The organism is Aromatoleum tolulyticum, from assembly GCF_900156155.1.
GTDB lineage: Bacteria > Pseudomonadota > Gammaproteobacteria > Burkholderiales > Rhodocyclaceae > Aromatoleum > Aromatoleum tolulyticum.
Map to the genome: position 1 here is coordinate 24,497 of NZ_FTMD01000008.1, position 19,204 is coordinate 43,700.

Below are 19,204 nucleotides of genomic sequence, written 5' to 3' on the forward strand. Positions count from 1 at the left end.
GAAAAATCCGCGAGCAGGTCCGCAGATAGGTCTTTTTCGCGGTTTCTCTCACCGTGCGAATTCACTATGATGAATGACGAGTACGGAGAGGGTGTATGGTAGGTACATTATTTGATTACGATGCCGCGTTCGCTCGCAATATCGGTTGGGTGACCACTGACGAGCAGTCCGTATTGCGTGGCAAGCGCATCGCGATCGCCGGGATGGGCGGGGTCGGCGGTGTTCATCTGCTGACTCTTGCCCGGCTCGGCATCGGGGCGTTCAACGTCGCCGACTTCGACACCTTTGATCTCGTCAACTTCAATCGCCAGGCCGGCGCGATGATGTCCTCGGTCGGGCGGCCGAAGGTCGATGTACTGGCGGAGATGGCGCTCGATATCAACCCCGAACTCGATGTCCGTCGCTTCGCCGCCGGTTTGTCGGATGCCAATCTCGATGAGTTCCTCAAGGATGTGGATCTGTACGTCGACGGCCTGGATTTTTTTTCCTTCGGCATTCGGCGGGCGACCTTTGCGGCATGCCACCGCCTGGGAATTCCCGCCGTGACCGCGGCGCCACTCGGGATGGGGACCGCCGTGCTGGTGTTCCTGCCCGGGCAGATGAGCTTTGAGGACTATTTCTGCCTCGACGGATGCGACGAGGAGGAGATGTCGATCCGTTTCCTGCTGGGGCTGTCGCCCGGTATGCTCCAGCGCTCATACCTCGCCGATCCTTCGCGGGTGAATCTCGCCGAGCGGCGCGGCCCCTCTACCATCATCGCGTGCCAGTTGTGCGCCGGCGCCACCGCTGCGGAGTCGCTGAAGATCCTCCTCGGACGGGGCAGGGTCCTTGCCGCGCCATGGGGCTACCAGTTCGACTCGTACAGGAACCGGATGGTCCGCACCTGGCGCCCGGGCGGCAATCGGAACCCGCTGCAGCGACTGGGACTGTGGATTGCCCGCAAGCAGTTGCGCCGGATGCGCGATCAGGGGGCGAACGGTGGCTGAGCGTGAAACGCTGCTGAAGATTCTCGACCTCGCCCGTTGGGCGCCGAGCGGGGACAACACCCAGCCGTGGCGATTCGAGATCGTTTCGGACGACCACATCGCAATCCACGGCTTCGATACGCGCGACTGGTGCCTGTACGACTTTGATGGCCATCCGAGCCACATGGCGCACGGGGCTCTGCTCGAGACGCTACGGATCGCTGCGACGGGATTCGGACTGGAGGCACGATGGACGATCCGTCCCGGATGCCCCGACACGGCGCCGATCTACGACGTCAAGCTGCAGGAGGCGCCCGGGCTCGCGCCTGACCCGCTGTTGCCGCATATCAAGACACGGGTCGTCCAGCGCCGGCCGATGCGCACTACGCCGCTCACGGACGCGCAGCGCGAGCGCCTCGCCGGGGCGCCTGGTCATGGGTTTCAGGTGCAGTTTTTCGAGTCGTTTGCGGAGCGATTTGCGGTCGCAAAGCTCCTGTGGGGCAACGCGCAGGTCCGCCTGACCTGCCCGGAAGCCTACGCTGTGCACAAAAAAATCATCGAGTGGGGCGCGCGCTTCAGCAAGGATCGTATTCCCGAGGAGGCCGTGGGCGTCGATCCTCTGACTGCCGGACTGATGCGATGGGTGATGCAGAGTTGGGGGCGCGTGGAGTTCTTCAACCGTTACCTGCTCGGTACCGTCGCGCCGCGCATCCAACTGGATTTCTTGCCGGCGATGGCGTGTTCGGCGCATGTGCTGTTGCGCCCGCTTAGATCGCCAAAGTCGCTCGGCGATTGCGTCGCGGCAGGGGTTGCGATGCAGCGCCTGTGGCTGACGGTCGCGGACCTCGGTCTGTACCTTCAGCCACAGATGACGCCGGTGATCTTTCGGTGGTATGCCCAGTCCGGGAAGCCGGTGTCTGCTAGCCCGGGAATGAATCGTGCTGTGGCGTCGCTTGCGGGACGTTTTGATTCGATCGTCGGGGCTGACATACAAGCTCCGTTTGCATTTTTTTGCCGGCTCGGCTTCGGACCCGCTCCGCGGTCTCGATCGCTTCGCAAGGACCTCCAGGACCTGATGCAGGTCTGAGGTCACGGAATGGCAATTGGCTAAGCTGTCTGCGTACGAGTGCATCCGCCGAGGAGAGACTGCGAATGAACGAGACGGCTGCAAGCAGTCGTGAATGGGATGCCGTGATCGTCGGTACCGGGCCCGGGGGAGCTACGCTCGGCCATGCACTGGCGGCAGCGGGTTGGAGCGTGCTGTTCTGCGAGATGGGGAAGTCGTCGCTGACGGACCTCAAGACGCTGCGCGGCGGGTATCCCGAGATGTCCGCGGTGGCGTCGACCCTGCCGGTTTCCGAGCGATTGCTTTCGGGGGGGCGCTATCCTCGCGTAATCAACGATTTGTCGGGTGATAGGGCGAAGCAGTTCGTTCCGTTCATCGGGGCGGGTACCGGCGGATCAAGCGCCTTGTACGGAATGGTTCTCGAACGCTTCTTTCCCGCCGATTTTGAGCCTGGTGGGCAGTATCCGGAGGCCATAGGGGCGTCGCTTCCCGGTCGGTGGCCGATAGGCTACGCAGATCTCTTGCCTTACTACGAAGTTGCCGAGCGCTTGTATCGAGTGAGGGGAGGCGGCGACCCCTTGCGGGGGGAGGCTCCTCGAGAGCGGGTTGGGGTATCTCCACCGATGTCGGCTGCTGCGCGCGAACTTGCCGACGGTCTTGCCCGGCAGGGACTGCATCCTTATCAATTGCCGCTCGCCTGTGAATTCGTCCCCGGCTGCAGGGGGTGCCAAGGGTTTCTCTGTGGCGCCAACTGCAAGAACGACAGCGCCCGAGTCTGTCTGGAGCCCGCTGTCGTGCGTCATGGGGCGCATCTGCTGGATGAGTGTGAAGTGGTGAGAGTGGAGGCGGACCGCGAGCGGGTGACCGGCCTCGTCTGCTCCCGCGGTGGCCGGGAGTTCCGGGTCGCGGGGCGCGTCGTCGTGCTGGCCGCCGGTGCGCTGTCGACCCCGTCCTTGTTGTTGCGGTCGCAGTCCGCAGCATGGCCGAACGGAGTGGGCAACGGCTCGGGCCTCGTCGGTAAGAACCTGATGCGGCATTTTATCGATCTCTACGCGGTTTTTCCGCGTGCCAGACCTGCGCCTGGCGGAAACGCGAAGGAGTTCGGCTTCAACGATCTCTACCAGACGGACACGGGCAAGCTCGGCACCGTCCAGTCTTTCGGCGAATTGCCTCCTGGCGCAATGATCGCGGATGATCTCCAGCGCGACCTGCGCCATGCGGTTCACCCCTTTGTCGCGGCGGCTTTTGGCGTCGTGAAGCCCGTGGTTCGACCCGTTCTGGATCGGATCTTCTCGCGTGCAACGATCCTTGCGACGATGATCGAGGACTTGCCCTACCCGGACAACTGCGTACTCCCGCCATCCGTGGCGAGCGGAGCCGCCCCTGTGACAGTGTCGATCAGATATACCGTACGCAAGCCGGAGGCTCGACGGATTGCCGCAATGCGGTCTCGCATGAAGGCGCTGTTAGCACCGTGGCGTTATCTGCTTATCAAGCAGGCAGAGAATAATGAAAGAATCGCGCACGCATGCGGCACATGCCGGTTTGGTGACGATCCCCGGTCGAGCGTGCTGGATGCGAACAATCGGTGCCATGAGCTGAGGAACCTGTATATCGTGGATGCATCATTCTTTCCTTCCAGCGCCGGGACCAATCCTGCACTGACGATAGCGGCCAATGCTTTGCGCGTGGCAGACCACCTGCTGGGCAGGCCTGCGGCGAAGGTGGCGGCATGAAGCTTGACGACCTGCGCGGCCAATGGGCGCTCGTTACTGGGGCATCGTCGGGGATTGGTCACGAGTATTGTGTTCAGCTCGCGTCCCGGGGGGTGAACCTGATTCTGGTTGCCCGGCGCAAGACGCGGCTCGACGATATCGCAAGGGAGCTTGAACGAGACTCCGGGATTCGCACGGTCGTGATCGTGCAGGATCTCGGTACGCCGGAAGCGCCCGATTTGATCCGTGCACGGGTGAACGACGCGGGCATAGGCATCAGGCTGCTGGTGAATAATGCCGCCTTCGGGCATTGGGGGCGATTCGAGGATTCCTCGTCGGCGAACTATCAGGCGATGCTGCACGCGAACGTCTGCAGTCTTGTGGGACTCACGCGCGTATTTCTTCCCGATCTGGAACGGGCTGCGCCTAGTGCCGTCGTCAATGTCGCTTCCGCCGCAGCCTATCAGCCGGTGCCATATATGGCTGTCTATGCCGCATCGAAGGCGTTCGTGATGAACTTCAGCCTCGCCTTGTTTGGCGAACTGAGCAGTCGCGGTATTCTCGTTCAGACCCTCGTGCCGGGGGCGACCGAAAGCGAGTTCGATCAGGTTGCCGGTGCCTATCCGAGCGCCATCACGTCTCGGGGAATTCCCGCCGAAGTCGTGCGCGATTCACTCTTGGCGCTCGAACGGGAGACGCCTGTCGCCTTGAATGCGCGAGGGACGTTCAAACAACGCCTGTTCGCGGGCTTGTTTTCGCCCAGATTTGTCATTGGCGAAGTCGAAAAGATGTTCCGGCCGCCCGCCGGGCGGTCCTGAGGCTTCCGACATCCCGCTGCACTCTCCCGGAGGCTCTGATGCGCAAGATTTCGCTCGCCCAGACGTTGTGTTTTCTCGTCCTGCTTTCGGTCGCCTGCGCCCTCGGCATTGCCTCGACGGTGCTCCTTCTCGGGCGCTTGCCGCTCGGGGATTTTCGTGGCGTGGTGCTGTTCACGGCAGGTGTCGTCTTCATCTATGCCTGGGCAATTGCACTCAACCGCACATTCCTGCTGTTTTTTCCCCTTCGTGAAGGGTATGTCGTGCCGGGCTCGCGCGAGGAGTTTCGATATCATGTGTATCTGCTCTTCTATCTCGTGTTGTTCCAGTCGCTTACGCGCAGCCTGGCGATACCGGTGCCGCTCATGCGGGCGATTTACCTCGCACTTGGTGCGAAGCTCGGGAAGAATAGCTACAGTGCAGGCGTCATCCTCGATCCGCCGCTCACAGTGGTCGGTGACAACTGCATCATCGGACACGACGCCGTATTGTTTGCCCATGCCGTCGAGGGTGCTGACCTGGCACTTGCACCGATCACGATCGGAAACAACGTGACAATCGGTGCCAAAGCAGTCGTGCAGCCAGGGGTTGTCATCGAAGACGATGCCATCGTTGCGGTGAGCGCGGTCGTCAAGAAAGGTACTCATATCCGTCGCGGCGAGCGCTGGGGCGGAATTCCTGCACGTCCGATTCGCGTTGAGGCAAAAAAGTAGGGGGGGAACGAAGTTCCCCCCCTACGGAGTCGGCTGCTGGCGATGCGGTAACTAACGCTGATCGCGTCCTCTCAAGCGGCGGTGTGCGCGCGGCGGCGCATGAAGCCCAGTGCGCCGAGGGCGATGCCGATCAATGCCAGGCTGCCCGGCTCCGGTACCGCCTGACGCTCGAACGAACTGTTCGCGTCAGCCTGGAACTGGAAGTTCAAGTCTTCTGCACCCTGCAGGCAGCCGTTGCAGGTACCGATGTTGGCCAGCGTACCGCCATCGGCAAGGCCGTCGATCGAGAACTCCGCGGACGGGTTGATCTGCTGGAACGGTGTGATCAGCGAGGAGTTGATCGCGGTGGTGATGATCATGTTCAGCAGGTTCATGTCGGTGAAGTAATTGGAATCGACAAAGGTGATCAGCCACGAGAGGTCGGTTGAGCCGGTTCCGACGATCGTCGTGATGCCCGGGTAGTCATTGGTGCCAAAGTTGTCGAAATTAGCGGTCGCAGGGGCATCAGGGATGCCGTCGCCGTTGGTGTCCACCAGTGGCGCACTGAAATTCGAGCCAGAGATCGAGAGCAATGACCCGGCCAGGATGATGTTGTCGTCTCCCGTGCCGATGATGCCGTCGCCACCCGCGCCAGTCGCGAAACCCGTGCCGTCGAGGTTGTTGCCGGAGGATGTCGTCGCATAGATATAGAAGAAGCTGCTGGATTGATCTGCGGCCATTGCGAATGACAGCGATCCGTCGGTCTCATCGACCTGAACGACTTCTTTGAAACCTGCGACCGCGGTAAAGAAGAATCCGCCGTCCCCGTTGCTGAACAACGAGTCCCCATTTTCGTTGTTTACGTCCGCGAGGTTGGCCTGATACAGGAGTGTAATTTCCTGGCCATCGACAAGGCCGCCGGCCGGATTCCCTGTGATTGCCAGTGCATTGCCCTGTACCCAGTCGAGCGACATCGCTTCGGTAGTTATTGCGGTTCCGGACCCGCTCGGGTCGAAGCTGAAGCTCGTGGCCTGTGCCTGCGCAAGACCCGCTGCCGCACTGAGCACAGCTGCTGCCACTAATTTTTTCACCCACATGATCGTTCTCCCAGTGTGCCGCCAAGGTGGATCAACGGTATCGAAGCTGATGACGCCACGACGCTCCTGAGCTCTTTTAGCAGGAGCTGTGCCAGGTGCTCATATGTGTTGAAAAAACATGTGGTTAAGAAAAAACGGGCGATATCGGATCGGGGTGCTCAAGGTGGGTTGTAAAAATTCCCGACACGTTCGTAAGACGAGTGCGGAGATCTCGACTTGGTCCGCTTCGATGTGAATCGGCCGCCTGCCGCTTCCTTAGATAGTCGGTTGGCTGGCGGATGTTTCAATTTCAGGTCGTTCAGGACGAATTTGGTGAAATTACCCAGTTGCTAGAAAGCTTGCGTTGAGTGTGAATCGCAACACGGATAGGCGATTGTTGTGAGCGGATAGGTGTGACTTATGTCTGCGACAGAGCGCCTGAGCTTGTTCGGAATTTTTTACATTTTTCCCCGGCGTGATTCGTTCTGGCGGCTCCTGGTTTTGGTAAGTATATGATTTTATGCGCATAGTTGTTGTGTGGTGTGTTTCGTGCTTGTATCAGTGTGTCCCTTGGGGCTTAGGAGCCCTTGCGTTCGCGACCAAGGGGGGTTTTCAAATTTAACCGCGTTCGGGAGGCCATCATGAAACCCAGAAAGTGTTTTGTCCGGACCGCGCTCGCGCTGGCTGTGTCGTCGCTAGCGTTGCCGGTCTTTGCCGCCGAGGCGATAAGTTTCGACCCGGATGGTCCTGGGACGAAGCTGCCGATTTCGGTTCTGGCATTCGACTGGACGCAGAACAGTGCGCTTGCCGTCGGAGGGAATCCGTCGGGAGGTTTGACGGCCGGCGACGTGGTGCACCTGTTGGCACATGCCAAACTCGCGAAGGTCATCAATCAGGATGGCGTTGCGATCTCTCTTCCGTCCGGGATCGAGGTCACCTTCGTCGCCGGGTTTGCCGAGAACGTCACGGCTCCGGCGGCACCGGGTGCCGGGCCGGCCGGCTTCGAGTTTGCAGCCGGATCGTCATTGCCGAACTTCTTCGAGATGTGGGTCAGCACTCCGGACCACAATGCGCTCGCCGGCACAAACTACAACAACGGCAAGCGTATTCTTTATGGTGTGGTGACCAGTTCGATCGGCAACTACGCCGGCGGGGCGCCGATACAGGCGCTCGATCTCTTCGGTATCAATAATTATCCGGGCATTTCCACGATTACCGGCGTCGGCAGCACCCAGCTATCCGGTGTGATCGTCACCGCCGACGAGGACTACTTCCCGGGTTTGACGCCGACGCAGTTGGCGAACCTCAAGGTCTTCTTCAATACGTCGACCGTTACGCCTTATCGGCAGATCAATCCGTCTGCACGGTTCGTCGGCGATGCAGCAGATCTCGATCCCAATACCAATGAGTTTGTGGGTCCTGCGCCGAACGTGCTGGCGAACATCGGCACGACAAATGGTGGGCCTCATGGAGCGCGGGACGGCAATGCGACGAACGATCTCAACTTCGAACTGCAGGCGGACTCGAACCAGTCGTTTGAACCGGGTCAGGAAATCCCCGGAACCTGTCGCGTCACGTATGGCGGCAACGACAGGAACGGCAACATCGACCTGAAGAAGTTCGGGGAAATCTGCTCGAGCAACCCGCATAACGACGACAACTGCTACACGTTCGGCGGTCAGGTCGGTGCTCCGACGGCCAATCCGAACGACGGTGGGCCGTTCGGCGAGCATACGCATCATCAGGTCCAGGGGCCGGCGGGCGATTTCGTGTTCCGGGCTGGTACGCATAGCGCGCCGCAAAACACCCGTATCGATGCGGTGGTATGCAAGGACGAGGGAGCGATTCAGCCTGCGGCGGCGAATGCCAGCTTCAAGCAGATCGATTTCGAGGGAACCGGTTCGTTCAGGACGCTCAGTAGCACGGCGAAGACGTATCTTGAGGCTAACGGCGGTACCGACATCGACACTGACAACGTGAGCGATGCGCGCTACTACTTCCGGGTTGACATGGTGGATACGGGCGAGCCAGGAAACGGCGCCAAACAGCAGGACAAGAAGGCCTGTGAGGATTTCCTTGCAGCAGACTTGAACCTCCCGCTCGCGACGCCTGATCCGAGGTACCTGGAGGGTGATGGTGGATTCGCTGAAAGTGGTGCCTCGTGTGCGGACGTGTATCAGTTCTTCATCTGCCCGACCGAAGCCGCGTGTGAGGAAGCCGATGCGATGTATGCCGTCCGCGGATACTTGACCGGCGGTAATATCCAGCTGCACAAGGTGGTCAAGTAAGCAGATGTGGCGGTAAGCTGCGCCGTGGAAGTTGGCAAAAATGGTGCGCCCGAACGGGCGCACTTTTTTTTGGGGGGGGGGGAAATCGCTCGCGCGAAACCGGACGACGCGGTACGTAGCCCGCTATGCATCCGATCGCGTATCCGTTCGACTTTTTGGGCGCATGATCGGGCGCGGGACGGTTCAGGGCAGTGAACCGATTGCGCGTTCCAGTTCCCTCGCCGGATCGTACGTGCCAAAGATTCGGCTCAACCGTTCGGCTTTGTCCTTGTAGCCGTGGTCGCGCAGCAGGCGTACAGCGAAGCTGCGCACATTCGCTACGCAGGCATGCTCGGGGCGGAGTGACAACCCCGCTCCCGATGCTGCTACGTGCTCCATGTTCAGGTGCTGGTCCAGATTAAAGGGTATACCCAGCACTGGCACCCCGCGGGCGAGTGCCTGATGACTCGTCGGGCTGCCTCCGTTGCAGATGACAAGACTCGCCGACTCGCAAAGTCTGTCGCCGGGAAGGTAGTCCGCCGCCGTGACGTTGTGCGGAAGATGCGGAAGTGGCGTGCCTGCCGTAGCCACGGCGACGTGGCACTCCACAGTCGCCAGTGCGTCGAGAATTGTCGGAAGCAGCCCGCCGGTCCCTGAACTGCCCAAGGTGACGTATATCAGCGGGCGGTCGGGGGTGCTCACGGGCAGTTCGGGGACAGGGATGCAAGGCGCCCACTCCACCGGGCCGATGTACCGGTGATTCGGCGGCAACTGACAGGTGGGAACAAGCTCGGGGACGTCGGCATAGAGCGTGATGTCCGCATCGGTATACACGCGGCGCAGATCGAGTCCCAGTACCGGCAGGCCGAACCCCTTGCGCAGAAGGTTGAGCGGCAATGCGTGCCAGGCGAAGGCAACCGGGCGTGCCAGGGCGAACAGTGTCGACGCGATCGGGACGCCGACGTAGCGGGTCATCGGAAGACTGGGGGTGGGGACGCGCCGATGCAACGCGTAGGGGCTCCAGTAGGCATTGGTCAGCGCGACATAGGGTACGCGGGCGATGCGGGCACTTGCGGAGAGCGAGAGACGGAAGTCTCCGACGACGACGTCGGGGCGGACCCGGTCGAGCAGGCGGAGATCGTCCGCCGCATATCGTTTCAATTCGGCAAGGGAGTAAAGTCGATTTCCCCGGGCCAGGCGATTCATGAATGTTCGGGGGGGGAGCGAGTGAATCGGTTCTCTTGGCCAGGGCCACTGCGGAAACAACTGTAAATAACTGTCGGCGCAGGCGAAAACCACGTCCCATTTGGCTGCGTCGAGGCCGCGCGCGAGCGCATAGGGGCGAGCGACGTGAGCCAGCGTCGCGGCCTCTGCGATGAAGAGAATGCGCCTTCGGCGGCTTGTTGCCGCACTATGCCGATCGTCTGTCATGGGCTAGCAGCAGCGCGCTCTTGCGCGTGTGTCAGGCGGCAGCTCGGTGGCATTCCATCCGTACCCTGCTCCCGGGGGGCGGTTACGAATGATCGAGTAATGAGCCAATACTTTCGGAACGTAGGAGGTCGTTTCCGCATACGGCGGTATCGACTTGCCGTACCGTTCCACCGCTCCCTCGCCGGCGTTGTACGCGGCGATGGCGAGCGGGAGCGAATCGAAGCGGTCCAGCAATTCGCGCAGATAGCGGGCGCCGCCCGCAAGGTTCTGGCGTGCATCGAGGGGATCGCTGACGCCGAAGCGGGTTGCGGTGCCGGGCATCAACTGCATCAGGCCGAGTGCGCCCTTGGGTGAACGGGCCCGTTCGTCGAAGCGGCTCTCGACGAAGGCGACGGCTTCTACCAGTGCCGGATCGAGGCGGTTCTGCCTCGCGGCGTCGCGTATCAGGGGCGATAGCTGTCCGGGACTGCGGCGCAGACTGGTTGCAGCCGCTCGCGCTGCGGTGCTGCCAGTCACCGGGCGTGGCGGCCGTATTTCCAGGATCAGGCGATGGCGGGGGTCGCTGGGTGCGTCGCTGAAGTTGAACACTCCGCGGTCGTCGGCATAGCCGTAGAGGCGGTCCGCCCAGCACGGTCCGTTGCTGCAGAGCATGACGAGGGCGGTCGCGACGAATCCCGCGCGGCCATTGGCCCGGGTTCCCGAGCGACGTGCGCAGTCGGCCGTTTGCGGCAATCGAGCGGGGTCGTTAGGTGATGGCGTTGGTCTTTTCATGGGACCTCATCCGGACTTTCGGTGCCGCCTGCTGTCCTTTCGGACCGCTATGAGGAGCGATGCCACGAACGTAGCCCAGTATGTAGGAATTTCGTGATGCTTTCTATGCTAATGTTGGTGCAGACCAGTCCGTAGAGACTATCCATGCAGCCGGGATACGCGCCGCGCGGGGCGTGGTCCCTGCGGGGGAGTGCTGGCGTCGTGAGGATGCTGGGCATGCAGCTAACGATTCATTGGTGATCCATGCGTTATCGTGTCAGGGCGCTCGGGGCGAACGCATCGGTCGTCGAAACCGAGCTTGAGGCCGGGTGCGAGGCGGATGTCCGTGCGTTGGCCGAGGCACGGGGCTTGTCCGTACTTTCGCTCAAGGCGCTGGAGCGTGGCCGAGGTCGCAGCCGATTCCCGCTGCTGCTGTTCAATCAGCAGCTGTTGGCTTTACTGCGAGCAGGTATTCCGCTTGCCGAGGCGATCTCTGCTCTCGCCGAGAAGGAGCGTTGGCCGGCGATCAGGTCGGTGCTGCAGGGGCTCCGCGATGCGTTGCGAGAGGGGCGCAGCCTGTCGAGTGCGCTCGAGTCGGCGCCGCAGGTCTTCCCGACCCTGTATGTCGCACTGATTCGCGCGGCAGAGCGTACCAGCGATCTGGAGCGGGCCATCGCGCGATACATCGCTTACCAGGAGGACGGTGAGCGCCTGCGCGACAAGCTGATCAGCGCGGCCATCTACCCTTTGCTGCTCGTTGGCGTGGGTGGCTTGGTGGTGCTGTTCCTGCTCGGCTACGTCGTGCCGCGTTTCTCGCACATTTACCAGAACGTGGGCACCAATCTGCCGTGGATGTCCCGCCTGCTGCTCGAATGGGGGCAGTTCGTCGAGGGCCACGCCGTATTCCTCGGGGTGATCGTGTTGGCGATCCTGGGGGCGGGGGTCTTGGTGGTACGCAGCCCCGCGTTGTGGGCGACGGTCGGGCGCTACATGTGGCGGATGCCGTTCGTTGGCGAGCGCATGCGGGTGTTCCAGCTCGCACGCTTCTACAGGACCGTGGGCATGCTGCTTTCGGGAGGTATCCCGGTCGTGACGGCGCTGGGCATGGTGTCGGGGCTGCTCTCGCCGTCGCTCCAGGCGAGTCTGGCGGCCGCGATCGTTGCGATTCGCGAGGGGCGCAGTTTCTCCTCGATGCTGGCGGCACGCGGCCTGACGACGCCTGTTGCATTGCGCATGCTGGAGGTCGGCGAACATGCCGGGAATCTGGGTGAAATGCTGACACGCGCGGCGGAATTTCACGAAGAGGATACGGCGCGGCAGGTAGAGTGGTTGACGCGCCTGTTCGGTCCGCTGCTGATGCTGCTGATCGGTTGCGCAATCGGCCTGATCGTCGTGCTCATGTACATTCCGATATTCATGCTTGCAGAGAGCATTCGATGAGCGAATCGTTGACGGTGGAGCCTGCTGCCGCCCCTTTTACCGCAGCTGAGATGGCGACGGTGGTCGCCGGCGGCGAGCGTGTCGTCGACGGACTTGCGAAGCTGGAAGCGGATCCCGTCGTTCGCGTCGCACGGCTGGCCCGCACCCTCGGGCTTGCGTCGATGGGGCACGGGCGCCTGATGACGCTGGAGCCCGACTTCGACGCCATTCCGTTCGAGATGGCCCTGAGCCGCGAATGCGTGGCGCTGCGCGACGAAGACGGCGGATTGCTGGTGGCGATCGCCGATCCCTTCGACACCGATCTGCTCGACGGTTTGGGGGGGCGTCTCAGCGAAGCCTATGCGCTGGTGCTTGTGGACCACGACGATCTTGCGGCCTGCCTGGCGCGGCACGAGGACGAGGTCCGCCGGGCGGCCGGGATGATCGAGTCGCGCGAGGAGGGTGGTGAGGGGGACGGAGTCGAGGACCTTTCGCTCAAGCGCATCAGCGCCGATGCGAGTCCCGTCGTCAAATTGGTCAATTCGACCCTCTACGATGGCTTGAAGCAGCTCGCGAGCGACATCCACCTCGAGTCGATACCCGGCGGGCTGGTCATCAAGTACCGCCTCGACGGCGTGCTGGTGCGCGTCGGCAGCGCGCAGGGCAACGAGTTCGCGGAGCAGGTCATCTCGCGCATCAAGGTGATGGCGGAACTCGACATCGCCGAGCGCCGGGTACCGCAGGACGGGCGTTTCAAGGTCCGCTCGGGCGGGCGCGAGATCGACTTCCGTGTCTCGATCATGCCCAGCATCCACGGCGAGGATGCCGTGTTGCGGATCCTCGACAAGGAGCACCTGAGCCGCGAAATGAGCGGACTGACGCTCGAGACGCTGGGGTTCGACGACGAGGCCCGGGCCGCGCTACGCCACCTCGCGAGCGAACCCTACGGCATGCTGCTTGTAACCGGGCCGACCGGTTCGGGCAAGACGACCACGCTGTATGCGACGCTCGCGGAGACCAACCAGGGGCTCGACAAGATCGTCACGATCGAGGATCCGGTCGAGTACCAGCTCAGCGGCGTATTGCAGATCCCGGTGAATGAGAAAAAGGGACTGACCTTCGCGCGCGGCTTGAGATCCATCCTGCGGCACGACCCGGACAAGATCATGGTCGGCGAGATCCGCGACGGTGAAACGGCGGAAATCGCGGTGCAGGCGGCACTCACCGGCCATCTCGTGTTCACCACCGTGCACGCGAACAATGTCTTCGACGTCATGGGGCGCTTCATGCACATGGGGATCGATCCGTTCAATCTCGTCGCCGCGCTCAACGGCATCGTCGCCCAGCGCCTGCTGCGCATCAATTGTCCGCACTGCACCGAGGACGTGCCGCCCGACGCACAGCTGATCGCGCGCTCGCGCATCGGCGATGCGAGCCGTTTCCGCTTCCGCGCGGGACATGGCTGCGGTCAGTGCCGCGGGACGGGTTACCGTGGACGGCGCGCGGTCGCCGAGGTGTTGCTGCTCGATGACGAGATCCGCGAGCTGATCGTTGCCCGTGCCCCGATCCGGACGGTCAAGGACGCCGCCCGGCGCAACGGATTCCGCGGTTTGCGAGACGCGGCGCTTGCGGTGGCCGCCGCCGGGGAAACCACGCTGCAGGAGGTGAATCGTGTCACGCTTCTCGGCTGAGGTCCGCAGCCTGCTGATCGAGCACGATGCGATCCGCGTCGGGCGCGGCGCGACGCAAAAACGCCTGGGCTACCAGTGGGCGCCCGATGCTGCCTTGACGGCGCTGGCTGCGGCACCGGATGGCGGGGTGCAGCGCGGGTCGCGCTGGGACGTGGTGTTCGCCGATGCAGTGGTACGCTATCTGATCGTCCACTGGCCGCCCGGTCTGCGTGGCGGGCCCGAGTGCGAGGCCTTCCTTGCGCTCCGTTTCAGGGAGGTGCACGGGGTCGGGGCGCCCGAGTGGCGCATCGTCGTCGAGCGTGGAGCGACAGATTTTCCCGTGATCGCGTGCGCCGTACCTGCGGCGCACGTCGAGGCGGTGGCCGCGTGGGGACGGGAGCACAGGCTGCGCTTTGGTAGTGTGACGGGCGAGTTCGTCGCCGCCTATAACCGCGTGCGTCCCGAGCTGGACAACCCGTTCGGCGCGCTGGCGGTGCAGCGTGACGGGCGGGTTACGCTGGGATTCTGGCGCGACGCACAGTGGCAGTCCTTGCGCAGCCAGCCGCTGGGTCCGGCCGGGGATGCGTCCCTCGCCCTGTACCTGGAATCCCGGTCGCTGCGCTCGGGCGTTCCGGGCGAAGCCGGGGTCCTGTATTGCATCGGGGAGGGGCCGCGGGTTCCTGCCGGATGGCGCAAGGTTGCACTGCACGCCGAAGGGTGGGAAGGATGAGACGGGTTCCGTTGCCGGTCGATCTCGATTTTCTGCAAACGCGCCGACGCGTGAGCGCCGCGGGGTGGGGACTGCTCGTGGCCGGTCTTCTCGCCTGTGCGCTCCAGTTTGCGGAGTACCGTCGTGCAAGCGCCGAAATCGATGCGCGCGAGGCGGCGCAAACGCGTGCGCACGAGGCGGCGCGGCGCGCACAGCCCCTGGCCGCAGCGCAGGGCAACCCGGTGGGCAGCGAGGAAGCGAAGGCGCTGCGCGGTGTTGCGGCACGCCTCAACGCGGACTGGGGGGCCATGCTCGGGGGTGTGGCGGGTGCCCAGGGCGAGGGTGTCACATGGCTTAGCCTGCAGGCCGATCAGACGCGGGGCAGGATCGCGGTCGCGGGGCAGGCCCGTTCGCTGGCGGAAATGTTCGAATTCGTGGCGCGACTCGGGGCGGTTCAGGGGATACGCGAAGCGCAGTTGGCGAATTACGAATGGGTGCAAGTCGGTGCCAGGGATGCGGTGCGATTTACCGTGAATGCGAAATGGAGCGGACGTCCGTGATGCCCGGCGCTGGCCTTTTGATGCGGTACTGGTGCCTCCTTCGCGTGGTGGCGATTGTGCCTGCAACGGGCGGTGGCGAGGCTGCCGGGGTGGCTGCGCCGCAGGGAAGCCCGCCGCGTAGCGGCGGGTCGTCGTTCCGCCTTGTCAGGGAATACATCGGACGTCTCGCGATGAATGCCGGTTTTCCCGGCGCGTTCGGCGTCGTTCTGCTGGCGGTGGCCGTGCTGGGCGGATATGCCGGCGGTGCGGACAACGATCGGCGCGCCGCCGCGCTGACCGAGGAGCAGGGGCGGATGGAGCGCAACGCAAGCGCGCCGCCCCCGGGCGCCGACGAGCGCACCCGCGTCGCGGCCTTTTCCGCGCGTTTTCCGCCGCTAAGCGCGCTGCCCGACAGCCTGCGTCGCCTGAATGAACACGGTGCGGCGCATGGCATCCGTGTGCAGCGTACCGACTACGGCAGCACCGCCGTGGCCGGCACGCCGCTGACCCTCGTCAGCCTCACGATTCCCGTGCAGGCCGAGGCGGAGGCGCTCTACGTCTGGCTCGGCGCGCTGCTGCGGGAAATGCCCGAAATCGCGCTGGAGTCGGTGAGTCTCAAGCGCGACACGAGCGATGCGGCGACGGTGGAGGCGGATATCCGCCTGCAACTCTATCTGCGGGGACGCTCATGACAGGGCGCCACGTTCTCCTGGCCGCCGTCCTGCTGGCAACGCTGGCCGCGAGCTGGTGGGCGGTGAATGAGGATGCGGGCGAGCTCGCGGTCGTGCAGCCCGTCGAGCGCGCAGCCCGGCCGCAGTCCGCCTCCGGGCAGGGGGCATCGGCCGAAGTGCCGGCGTCATCGGGGGGAGGTCTGGCCATACTCGATGCAGAGCGGGCGCCGTGGCCCGAGCTTGCCGATCCTCTGGCACGTATCGTCAGTTTTGCTCCGCCACCGCCGCCATCCGTATCGATGGCCCCCGCCGCGCCGCAGGCGCCGCCGCTGCCGTTCCGCTATGTCGGCGCGATCGACGACGCGCAGGGCAGGGCCGTGTTCCTGCTCGAGGGTACGCAGGTCCGCCTGGCGCGTCCGGGAGAGGAAATTGCCGGCCGTTACCGTGTCGAGCGCATTACCCCGTCCGCGGTCGAATTCACTTATTTGCCGCTCAAGAAATTGCAGACTCTCAATCGCCAGAATCCATGAAAAAGAAGACTTCGACCTTATCGCGATACAGGGATTGCCAGGTTTTTCGCTCGATGCGCGTCTGCGGTCCGGCATGCCGCGTTGCTCCGGCGCAGAACGAATTCCCGCTCGCAGGGGCGCTGCGGAGAATCCTGCTCCCGGCACTTTCGGTCCTTCTTCTCGCGGCGTGCGCGACCAATGCGGCGCTGGAGCAGAGCCGGCGCGATTTCGCCGCCGGCGATAGGGTTGGGGCGCTGTTGCGGCTCGAGCAGGCCGTGAAGAAGGACCCCGAAGACCTCGAATTGCGCAGCTATTACGTGCGCCAGCGCGATCAGGTCGTAACCGAGAAGCTCAGTGTGGCAGAGAAGACGCATGGGGCGGGGAAGCTGGACGAGGCGGCGTCGCTGTACCGCGACGTGCAGAAGATCGACCCGGAAAACGCCCGGGCGCGGCTCGGACTCGAGGACGTCGAACGTGCGCGCCGCCGCGCCGAGCGGCTGGGGCAGGCAAGGGCCGCGCTGGCGGCTGGCGACACGTCGACAGCCGGACGTATCGCGCGTGGCGTGTATGCCGAGGCGCCCGGGGACCGGGTGGCGCGCGAGCTGGTGCTGGAACTGGATGAACGTGCCGAACGCACGAGCAAGCCGCGCGCCGAATCCCTGCAGGGGGCGATGGCCAGGCCGGTGACGCTGGAGTTCCGCGATTCGCCGCTGCGCGTTGTGTTCGAGGCGCTGTCGCGCGCGAGCGGGCTCAATTTCGTGTTCGACAAGGACGTGCGCGCCGACAGCCGCGTGACGCTGTTCGTGCGTGAGAACTCGGTCGACGAGGTGTTGCGCCTGTTGTCGGCGACGCAGGGCATCGAACGCAAGCTGCTGAATGCCAATACCGTCCTGATCTATCCGGTGACGACCGCCAAGCAGCGCGAGCACGTCGAGCTGGTGACGCGCAGCTTCTACCTCGCCAACGCGGAAGCGAAGGCGGCGCAGACGCTGATCAAGCAGCTGGTGAAGAGTCGCGACGTGTTCATCGACGAGAAGCTCAACCTGCTCGTGATGAAGGACACGCCCGAGGCGGTGCGCATGGCCGAGCGGCTGGTCGCGACGCTGGACGTGCCCGAGCCGGAGGTGATGCTGGAGCTGGAGGTGCTGGAGGTCAGCCGCAACAAGCTGCTGGACCTCGGGATCGATTTCCCGGATCAGATCGGTTACGGGCTGCTGACGCCCGACGTGCCGAGTACAGTCGGGTTCGTGAACGGGGTTCCGGTTCCGGGCACGACGCAGCTGGGCGGCAAACTGCTCGATGGCAACATCGACCTGCGTCACAACCGCAAGGATCTCGTGCCCTTCATCGCCAATCCCGGCGCGGTGCTGCGCCTGCGCAGCGAGGACGGCGATTCGCGCATGCTCGCAAACCCGCGCATCCGCGTGCGCAACCGCGACAAGGCGAAAGTCCATATCGGCGACAAGCTGCCGGTGTTCACGACGACCTCGACAGCCAACGTCGGCGTGTCGGCCTCGGTGTCCTACCTCGATGTCGGTTTGAAGCTGGAGGTGGAACCGTCCATTTATCGCGACGACGAGGTCGGAATCAAGCTCAGCCTGGAGGTGAGCAGCATCGTCAAGGAGGTGCCAGGCCCCTCCAGTTCGCTGGCCTACCAGGTCGGTTCGCGCAGCGCATCGACGTCGCTACGCCTGAGGAATGGGGAGACGCAGGTGCTCGCGGGGTTGATCAACGACGAGGAGCGCTCCTCGGCACAACGCCTGCCCGGCCTGGGCAATCTGCCGGTGGTCGGCAGGCTGTTCTCGGCTCAGCGCGACAGCAACAACAAGTCCGAGATCGCCCTGCTGATCACGCCGCGAATTGTGCGCAACGTGCTGCCTCCCGTCGCGCTGCTGGCCGAAATGCCCGCAGGTACGGAATCGAACATCGGTGCCGAGCCGCTGCGCATCGGTCCGACCGCGCCGCGCAGCCTGGGGCTGGTCGGTGACTCGCGGGCGGCCGCCGCGCCAGCTGTTCCCGCCGCGCTGCCGCGCCCGGTTCCCGAGGAGCGCCCGGCTGCAGTTGAGGCGCCGGAGGCCAAGGAGGAACAGGAGGCGCCCGAAGTCGTGCTGATCGTTCCCGAATCGGCTCGTCGCGGAGAACCGTTGAATGTCGTGATGCGTGTGACCGGGGCCGCGGGAGCGACCAGTGCGGAGGTCACGATCGCCTACGATGCCAATCGTCTGGACATGGACGGGGCGACGACGCCGGGGTCGGTCCAGTTGCCCGTGACCCTCAGCGACGGCAAGGCCGAGGTGCCGCTGCGCCTGCGCAGCAAGCCTGACGCATCCGGCGCCGCGACGCTCGTCGCGACCGGCATGAAACTGCGGCGCGAGACCGGCGAGGAGACCGTGCCGCTGTCGGCCGGAGGCGCGGTGCGCATCGTCGAGTGAGAGCCAGGTGGTGCGCGGATTCACCCTGATCGAGCTGGTCGTGACGGTGGCCATCATCGGAATCCTCGCGGCCGGGGCGATGCCGCTCGCCGAACTGGCGGCACAGCGCGAACGGGAATCCGAGCTGCGCATCGCCCTGCGCCAGATCCGTGCCGGGCTGGACGCCTACAAGGCAGCGTACACCGAGGCGCGAATCGAGCAGCGCGTCGATGCATCGGGCTACCCGCCGGATCTTGCGTCCCTCGTAAATGGCGTACCGGACGTCAGCACGCCCGCGGGCAAGCGCATCTACTTCCTGCGTCGCCTGCCGCGGGATCCCTTCCATCCCGATCCGACCGTGCCTGCGGCGGCGACGTGGGGGCTGCGCAGCTATGCGAGCCCGCCCGACGAGCCGGCGGAGGGCAAGGATGTGTATGACGTCTATTCGAAATCGACCCGCACCGGACTCAATGGCGTGCCATATCGTGAATGGTAGCGG

General features: G+C 63.9%; 17 protein-coding genes. 14 read left to right on the plus strand and 3 right to left on the minus strand.

Annotation, left to right across the window (positions count from 1 at the left end):
- The first annotated feature begins 95 nt into the window (after nucleotides 1-95).
- The 5 genes from BW991_RS12915 to BW991_RS12935 all read left to right on the plus strand — a co-directional run bounded on the left by BW991_RS12915 (nucleotide 96) and on the right by BW991_RS12935 (nucleotide 5,274).
- Nucleotides 96-986, plus strand: coding sequence for a ThiF family adenylyltransferase (locus tag BW991_RS12915; RefSeq protein WP_076602530.1), 891 nt, complete (start codon nucleotides 96-98; stop codon nucleotides 984-986).
- On the plus strand, nucleotides 979-2,052 hold the full coding sequence (locus tag BW991_RS12920; RefSeq protein WP_076602531.1) for a nitroreductase family protein: 1,074 nt from the start codon (nucleotides 979-981) through the stop codon (nucleotides 2,050-2,052). The genes BW991_RS12915 and BW991_RS12920 overlap by 8 nt, the downstream gene beginning before the upstream one ends.
- Before the next feature lie 65 nt (nucleotides 2,053-2,117).
- Complete coding sequence (locus BW991_RS12925) at nucleotides 2,118-3,767, plus strand: GMC oxidoreductase (RefSeq protein ID WP_076602532.1); 1,650 nt, start codon at nucleotides 2,118-2,120, stop codon at nucleotides 3,765-3,767.
- Nucleotides 3,764-4,564 (plus strand): SDR family NAD(P)-dependent oxidoreductase, encoded by an 801-nt coding sequence (locus BW991_RS12930; RefSeq protein WP_076602533.1) that lies wholly within the window; start codon nucleotides 3,764-3,766, stop codon nucleotides 4,562-4,564. The genes BW991_RS12925 and BW991_RS12930 overlap by 4 nt, the downstream gene beginning before the upstream one ends.
- Before the next feature lie 38 nt (nucleotides 4,565-4,602).
- Nucleotides 4,603-5,274 (plus strand): DapH/DapD/GlmU-related protein, encoded by a 672-nt coding sequence (locus BW991_RS12935; protein WP_076602534.1) that lies wholly within the window; start codon nucleotides 4,603-4,605, stop codon nucleotides 5,272-5,274.
- A 71-nt stretch (nucleotides 5,275-5,345) separates the two neighbouring features.
- Here the strand turns inward: BW991_RS12935 and BW991_RS12940 are convergent, their stop codons facing one another.
- Complete coding sequence (locus tag BW991_RS12940) at nucleotides 5,346-6,350, minus strand: PEP-CTERM sorting domain-containing protein (RefSeq protein ID WP_084205076.1); 1,005 nt, start codon at nucleotides 6,348-6,350, stop codon at nucleotides 5,346-5,348.
- 620 nt (nucleotides 6,351-6,970) lie between these two features.
- On the opposite strand from BW991_RS12940, the gene BW991_RS12945 reads away from it, so the two are divergent.
- Nucleotides 6,971-8,617 (plus strand): hypothetical protein, encoded by a 1,647-nt coding sequence (locus BW991_RS12945; protein WP_139335932.1) that lies wholly within the window; start codon nucleotides 6,971-6,973, stop codon nucleotides 8,615-8,617.
- A gap of 183 nt (nucleotides 8,618-8,800) precedes the next feature.
- On the opposite strand, the gene BW991_RS12950 is transcribed toward BW991_RS12945, so the two are convergent.
- Together BW991_RS12950 and BW991_RS12955 are read right to left on the minus strand one after the other, a co-directional pair.
- On the minus strand, nucleotides 8,801-9,802 hold the full coding sequence (locus BW991_RS12950) for a glycosyltransferase (protein WP_139335933.1): 1,002 nt from the start codon (nucleotides 9,800-9,802) through the stop codon (nucleotides 8,801-8,803).
- A 228-nt stretch (nucleotides 9,803-10,030) separates the two neighbouring features.
- Entirely contained in the window at nucleotides 10,031-10,798 is a 768-nt protein-coding gene (locus BW991_RS12955; RefSeq protein WP_084205077.1) for a lytic transglycosylase domain-containing protein, read from the minus strand.
- A gap of 243 nt (nucleotides 10,799-11,041) precedes the next feature.
- Between BW991_RS12955 and BW991_RS12960 the strand changes: the two genes are divergently transcribed.
- From BW991_RS12960 to BW991_RS12995, 8 genes are read left to right on the plus strand one after another with little or no spacing between them, the layout of a single operon-like run.
- On the plus strand, nucleotides 11,042-12,217 hold the full coding sequence (locus BW991_RS12960) for a type II secretion system F family protein (RefSeq protein ID WP_076602538.1): 1,176 nt from the start codon (nucleotides 11,042-11,044) through the stop codon (nucleotides 12,215-12,217).
- Complete coding sequence (locus BW991_RS12965; protein WP_076602539.1) at nucleotides 12,214-13,887, plus strand: GspE/PulE family protein; 1,674 nt, start codon at nucleotides 12,214-12,216, stop codon at nucleotides 13,885-13,887. The genes BW991_RS12960 and BW991_RS12965 overlap by 4 nt, the downstream gene beginning before the upstream one ends.
- On the plus strand, nucleotides 13,868-14,596 hold the full coding sequence (locus BW991_RS12970; protein WP_076602540.1) for a hypothetical protein: 729 nt from the start codon (nucleotides 13,868-13,870) through the stop codon (nucleotides 14,594-14,596). The genes BW991_RS12965 and BW991_RS12970 overlap by 20 nt, the downstream gene beginning before the upstream one ends.
- A gap of 11 nt (nucleotides 14,597-14,607) precedes the next feature.
- Nucleotides 14,608-15,135 (plus strand): hypothetical protein, encoded by a 528-nt coding sequence (locus tag BW991_RS12975; protein WP_076602541.1) that lies wholly within the window; start codon nucleotides 14,608-14,610, stop codon nucleotides 15,133-15,135.
- Entirely contained in the window at nucleotides 15,135-15,806 is a 672-nt protein-coding gene (locus BW991_RS12980; protein WP_139335934.1) for a hypothetical protein, read from the plus strand. Before BW991_RS12975 ends, BW991_RS12980 begins: the two co-directional genes overlap by 1 nt.
- Nucleotides 15,803-16,315, plus strand: coding sequence for a hypothetical protein (locus BW991_RS12985; RefSeq protein ID WP_076602543.1), 513 nt, complete (start codon nucleotides 15,803-15,805; stop codon nucleotides 16,313-16,315). Before BW991_RS12980 ends, BW991_RS12985 begins: the two co-directional genes overlap by 4 nt.
- Before the next feature lie 53 nt (nucleotides 16,316-16,368).
- Nucleotides 16,369-18,726: a secretin N-terminal domain-containing protein gene (locus BW991_RS12990; RefSeq protein WP_076602544.1), complete on the plus strand. Its 2,358-nt coding sequence runs from the start codon at nucleotides 16,369-16,371 to the stop codon at nucleotides 18,724-18,726.
- Between the two features lie 7 nt (nucleotides 18,727-18,733).
- The gene (locus BW991_RS12995) at nucleotides 18,734-19,201 is read left to right on the plus strand and encodes a type II secretion system protein (protein WP_076602545.1); all 468 of its coding nucleotides are present in this window, start codon (nucleotides 18,734-18,736) and stop codon (nucleotides 19,199-19,201) included.
- Nucleotides 19,202-19,204: the final 3 nt, after the last annotated feature.

Coding starts and splice junctions, on each gene's coding strand:
- BW991_RS12935 (WP_076602534.1), top strand. CDS start 4,603: ATGCGCAAGATTTCGCTCGCCCAGACGTTGTGTTTTCTCGTCCTGCTT.
- BW991_RS12965 (WP_076602539.1), top strand. CDS start 12,214: ATGAGCGAATCGTTGACGGTGGAGCCTGCTGCCGCCCCTTTTACCGCA.
- BW991_RS12915 (WP_076602530.1), top strand. CDS start 96: ATGGTAGGTACATTATTTGATTACGATGCCGCGTTCGCTCGCAATATC.
- BW991_RS12980 (WP_139335934.1), top strand. CDS start 15,135: ATGCCCGGCGCTGGCCTTTTGATGCGGTACTGGTGCCTCCTTCGCGTG.
- BW991_RS12945 (WP_139335932.1), top strand. CDS start 6,971: ATGAAACCCAGAAAGTGTTTTGTCCGGACCGCGCTCGCGCTGGCTGTG.
- BW991_RS12960 (WP_076602538.1), top strand. CDS start 11,042: ATGCGTTATCGTGTCAGGGCGCTCGGGGCGAACGCATCGGTCGTCGAA.
- BW991_RS12930 (WP_076602533.1), top strand. CDS start 3,764: ATGAAGCTTGACGACCTGCGCGGCCAATGGGCGCTCGTTACTGGGGCA.
- BW991_RS12925 (WP_076602532.1), top strand. CDS start 2,118: ATGAACGAGACGGCTGCAAGCAGTCGTGAATGGGATGCCGTGATCGTC.
- BW991_RS12940 (WP_084205076.1), bottom strand. CDS start 6,350: ATGTGGGTGAAAAAATTAGTGGCAGCAGCTGTGCTCAGTGCGGCAGCG.
- BW991_RS12955 (WP_084205077.1), bottom strand. CDS start 10,798: ATGAAAAGACCAACGCCATCACCTAACGACCCCGCTCGATTGCCGCAA.
- BW991_RS12950 (WP_139335933.1), bottom strand. CDS start 9,802: ATGAATCGCCTGGCCCGGGGAAATCGACTTTACTCCCTTGCCGAATTG.
- BW991_RS12990 (WP_076602544.1), top strand. CDS start 16,369: ATGCGCGTCTGCGGTCCGGCATGCCGCGTTGCTCCGGCGCAGAACGAA.
- BW991_RS12985 (WP_076602543.1), top strand. CDS start 15,803: ATGACAGGGCGCCACGTTCTCCTGGCCGCCGTCCTGCTGGCAACGCTG.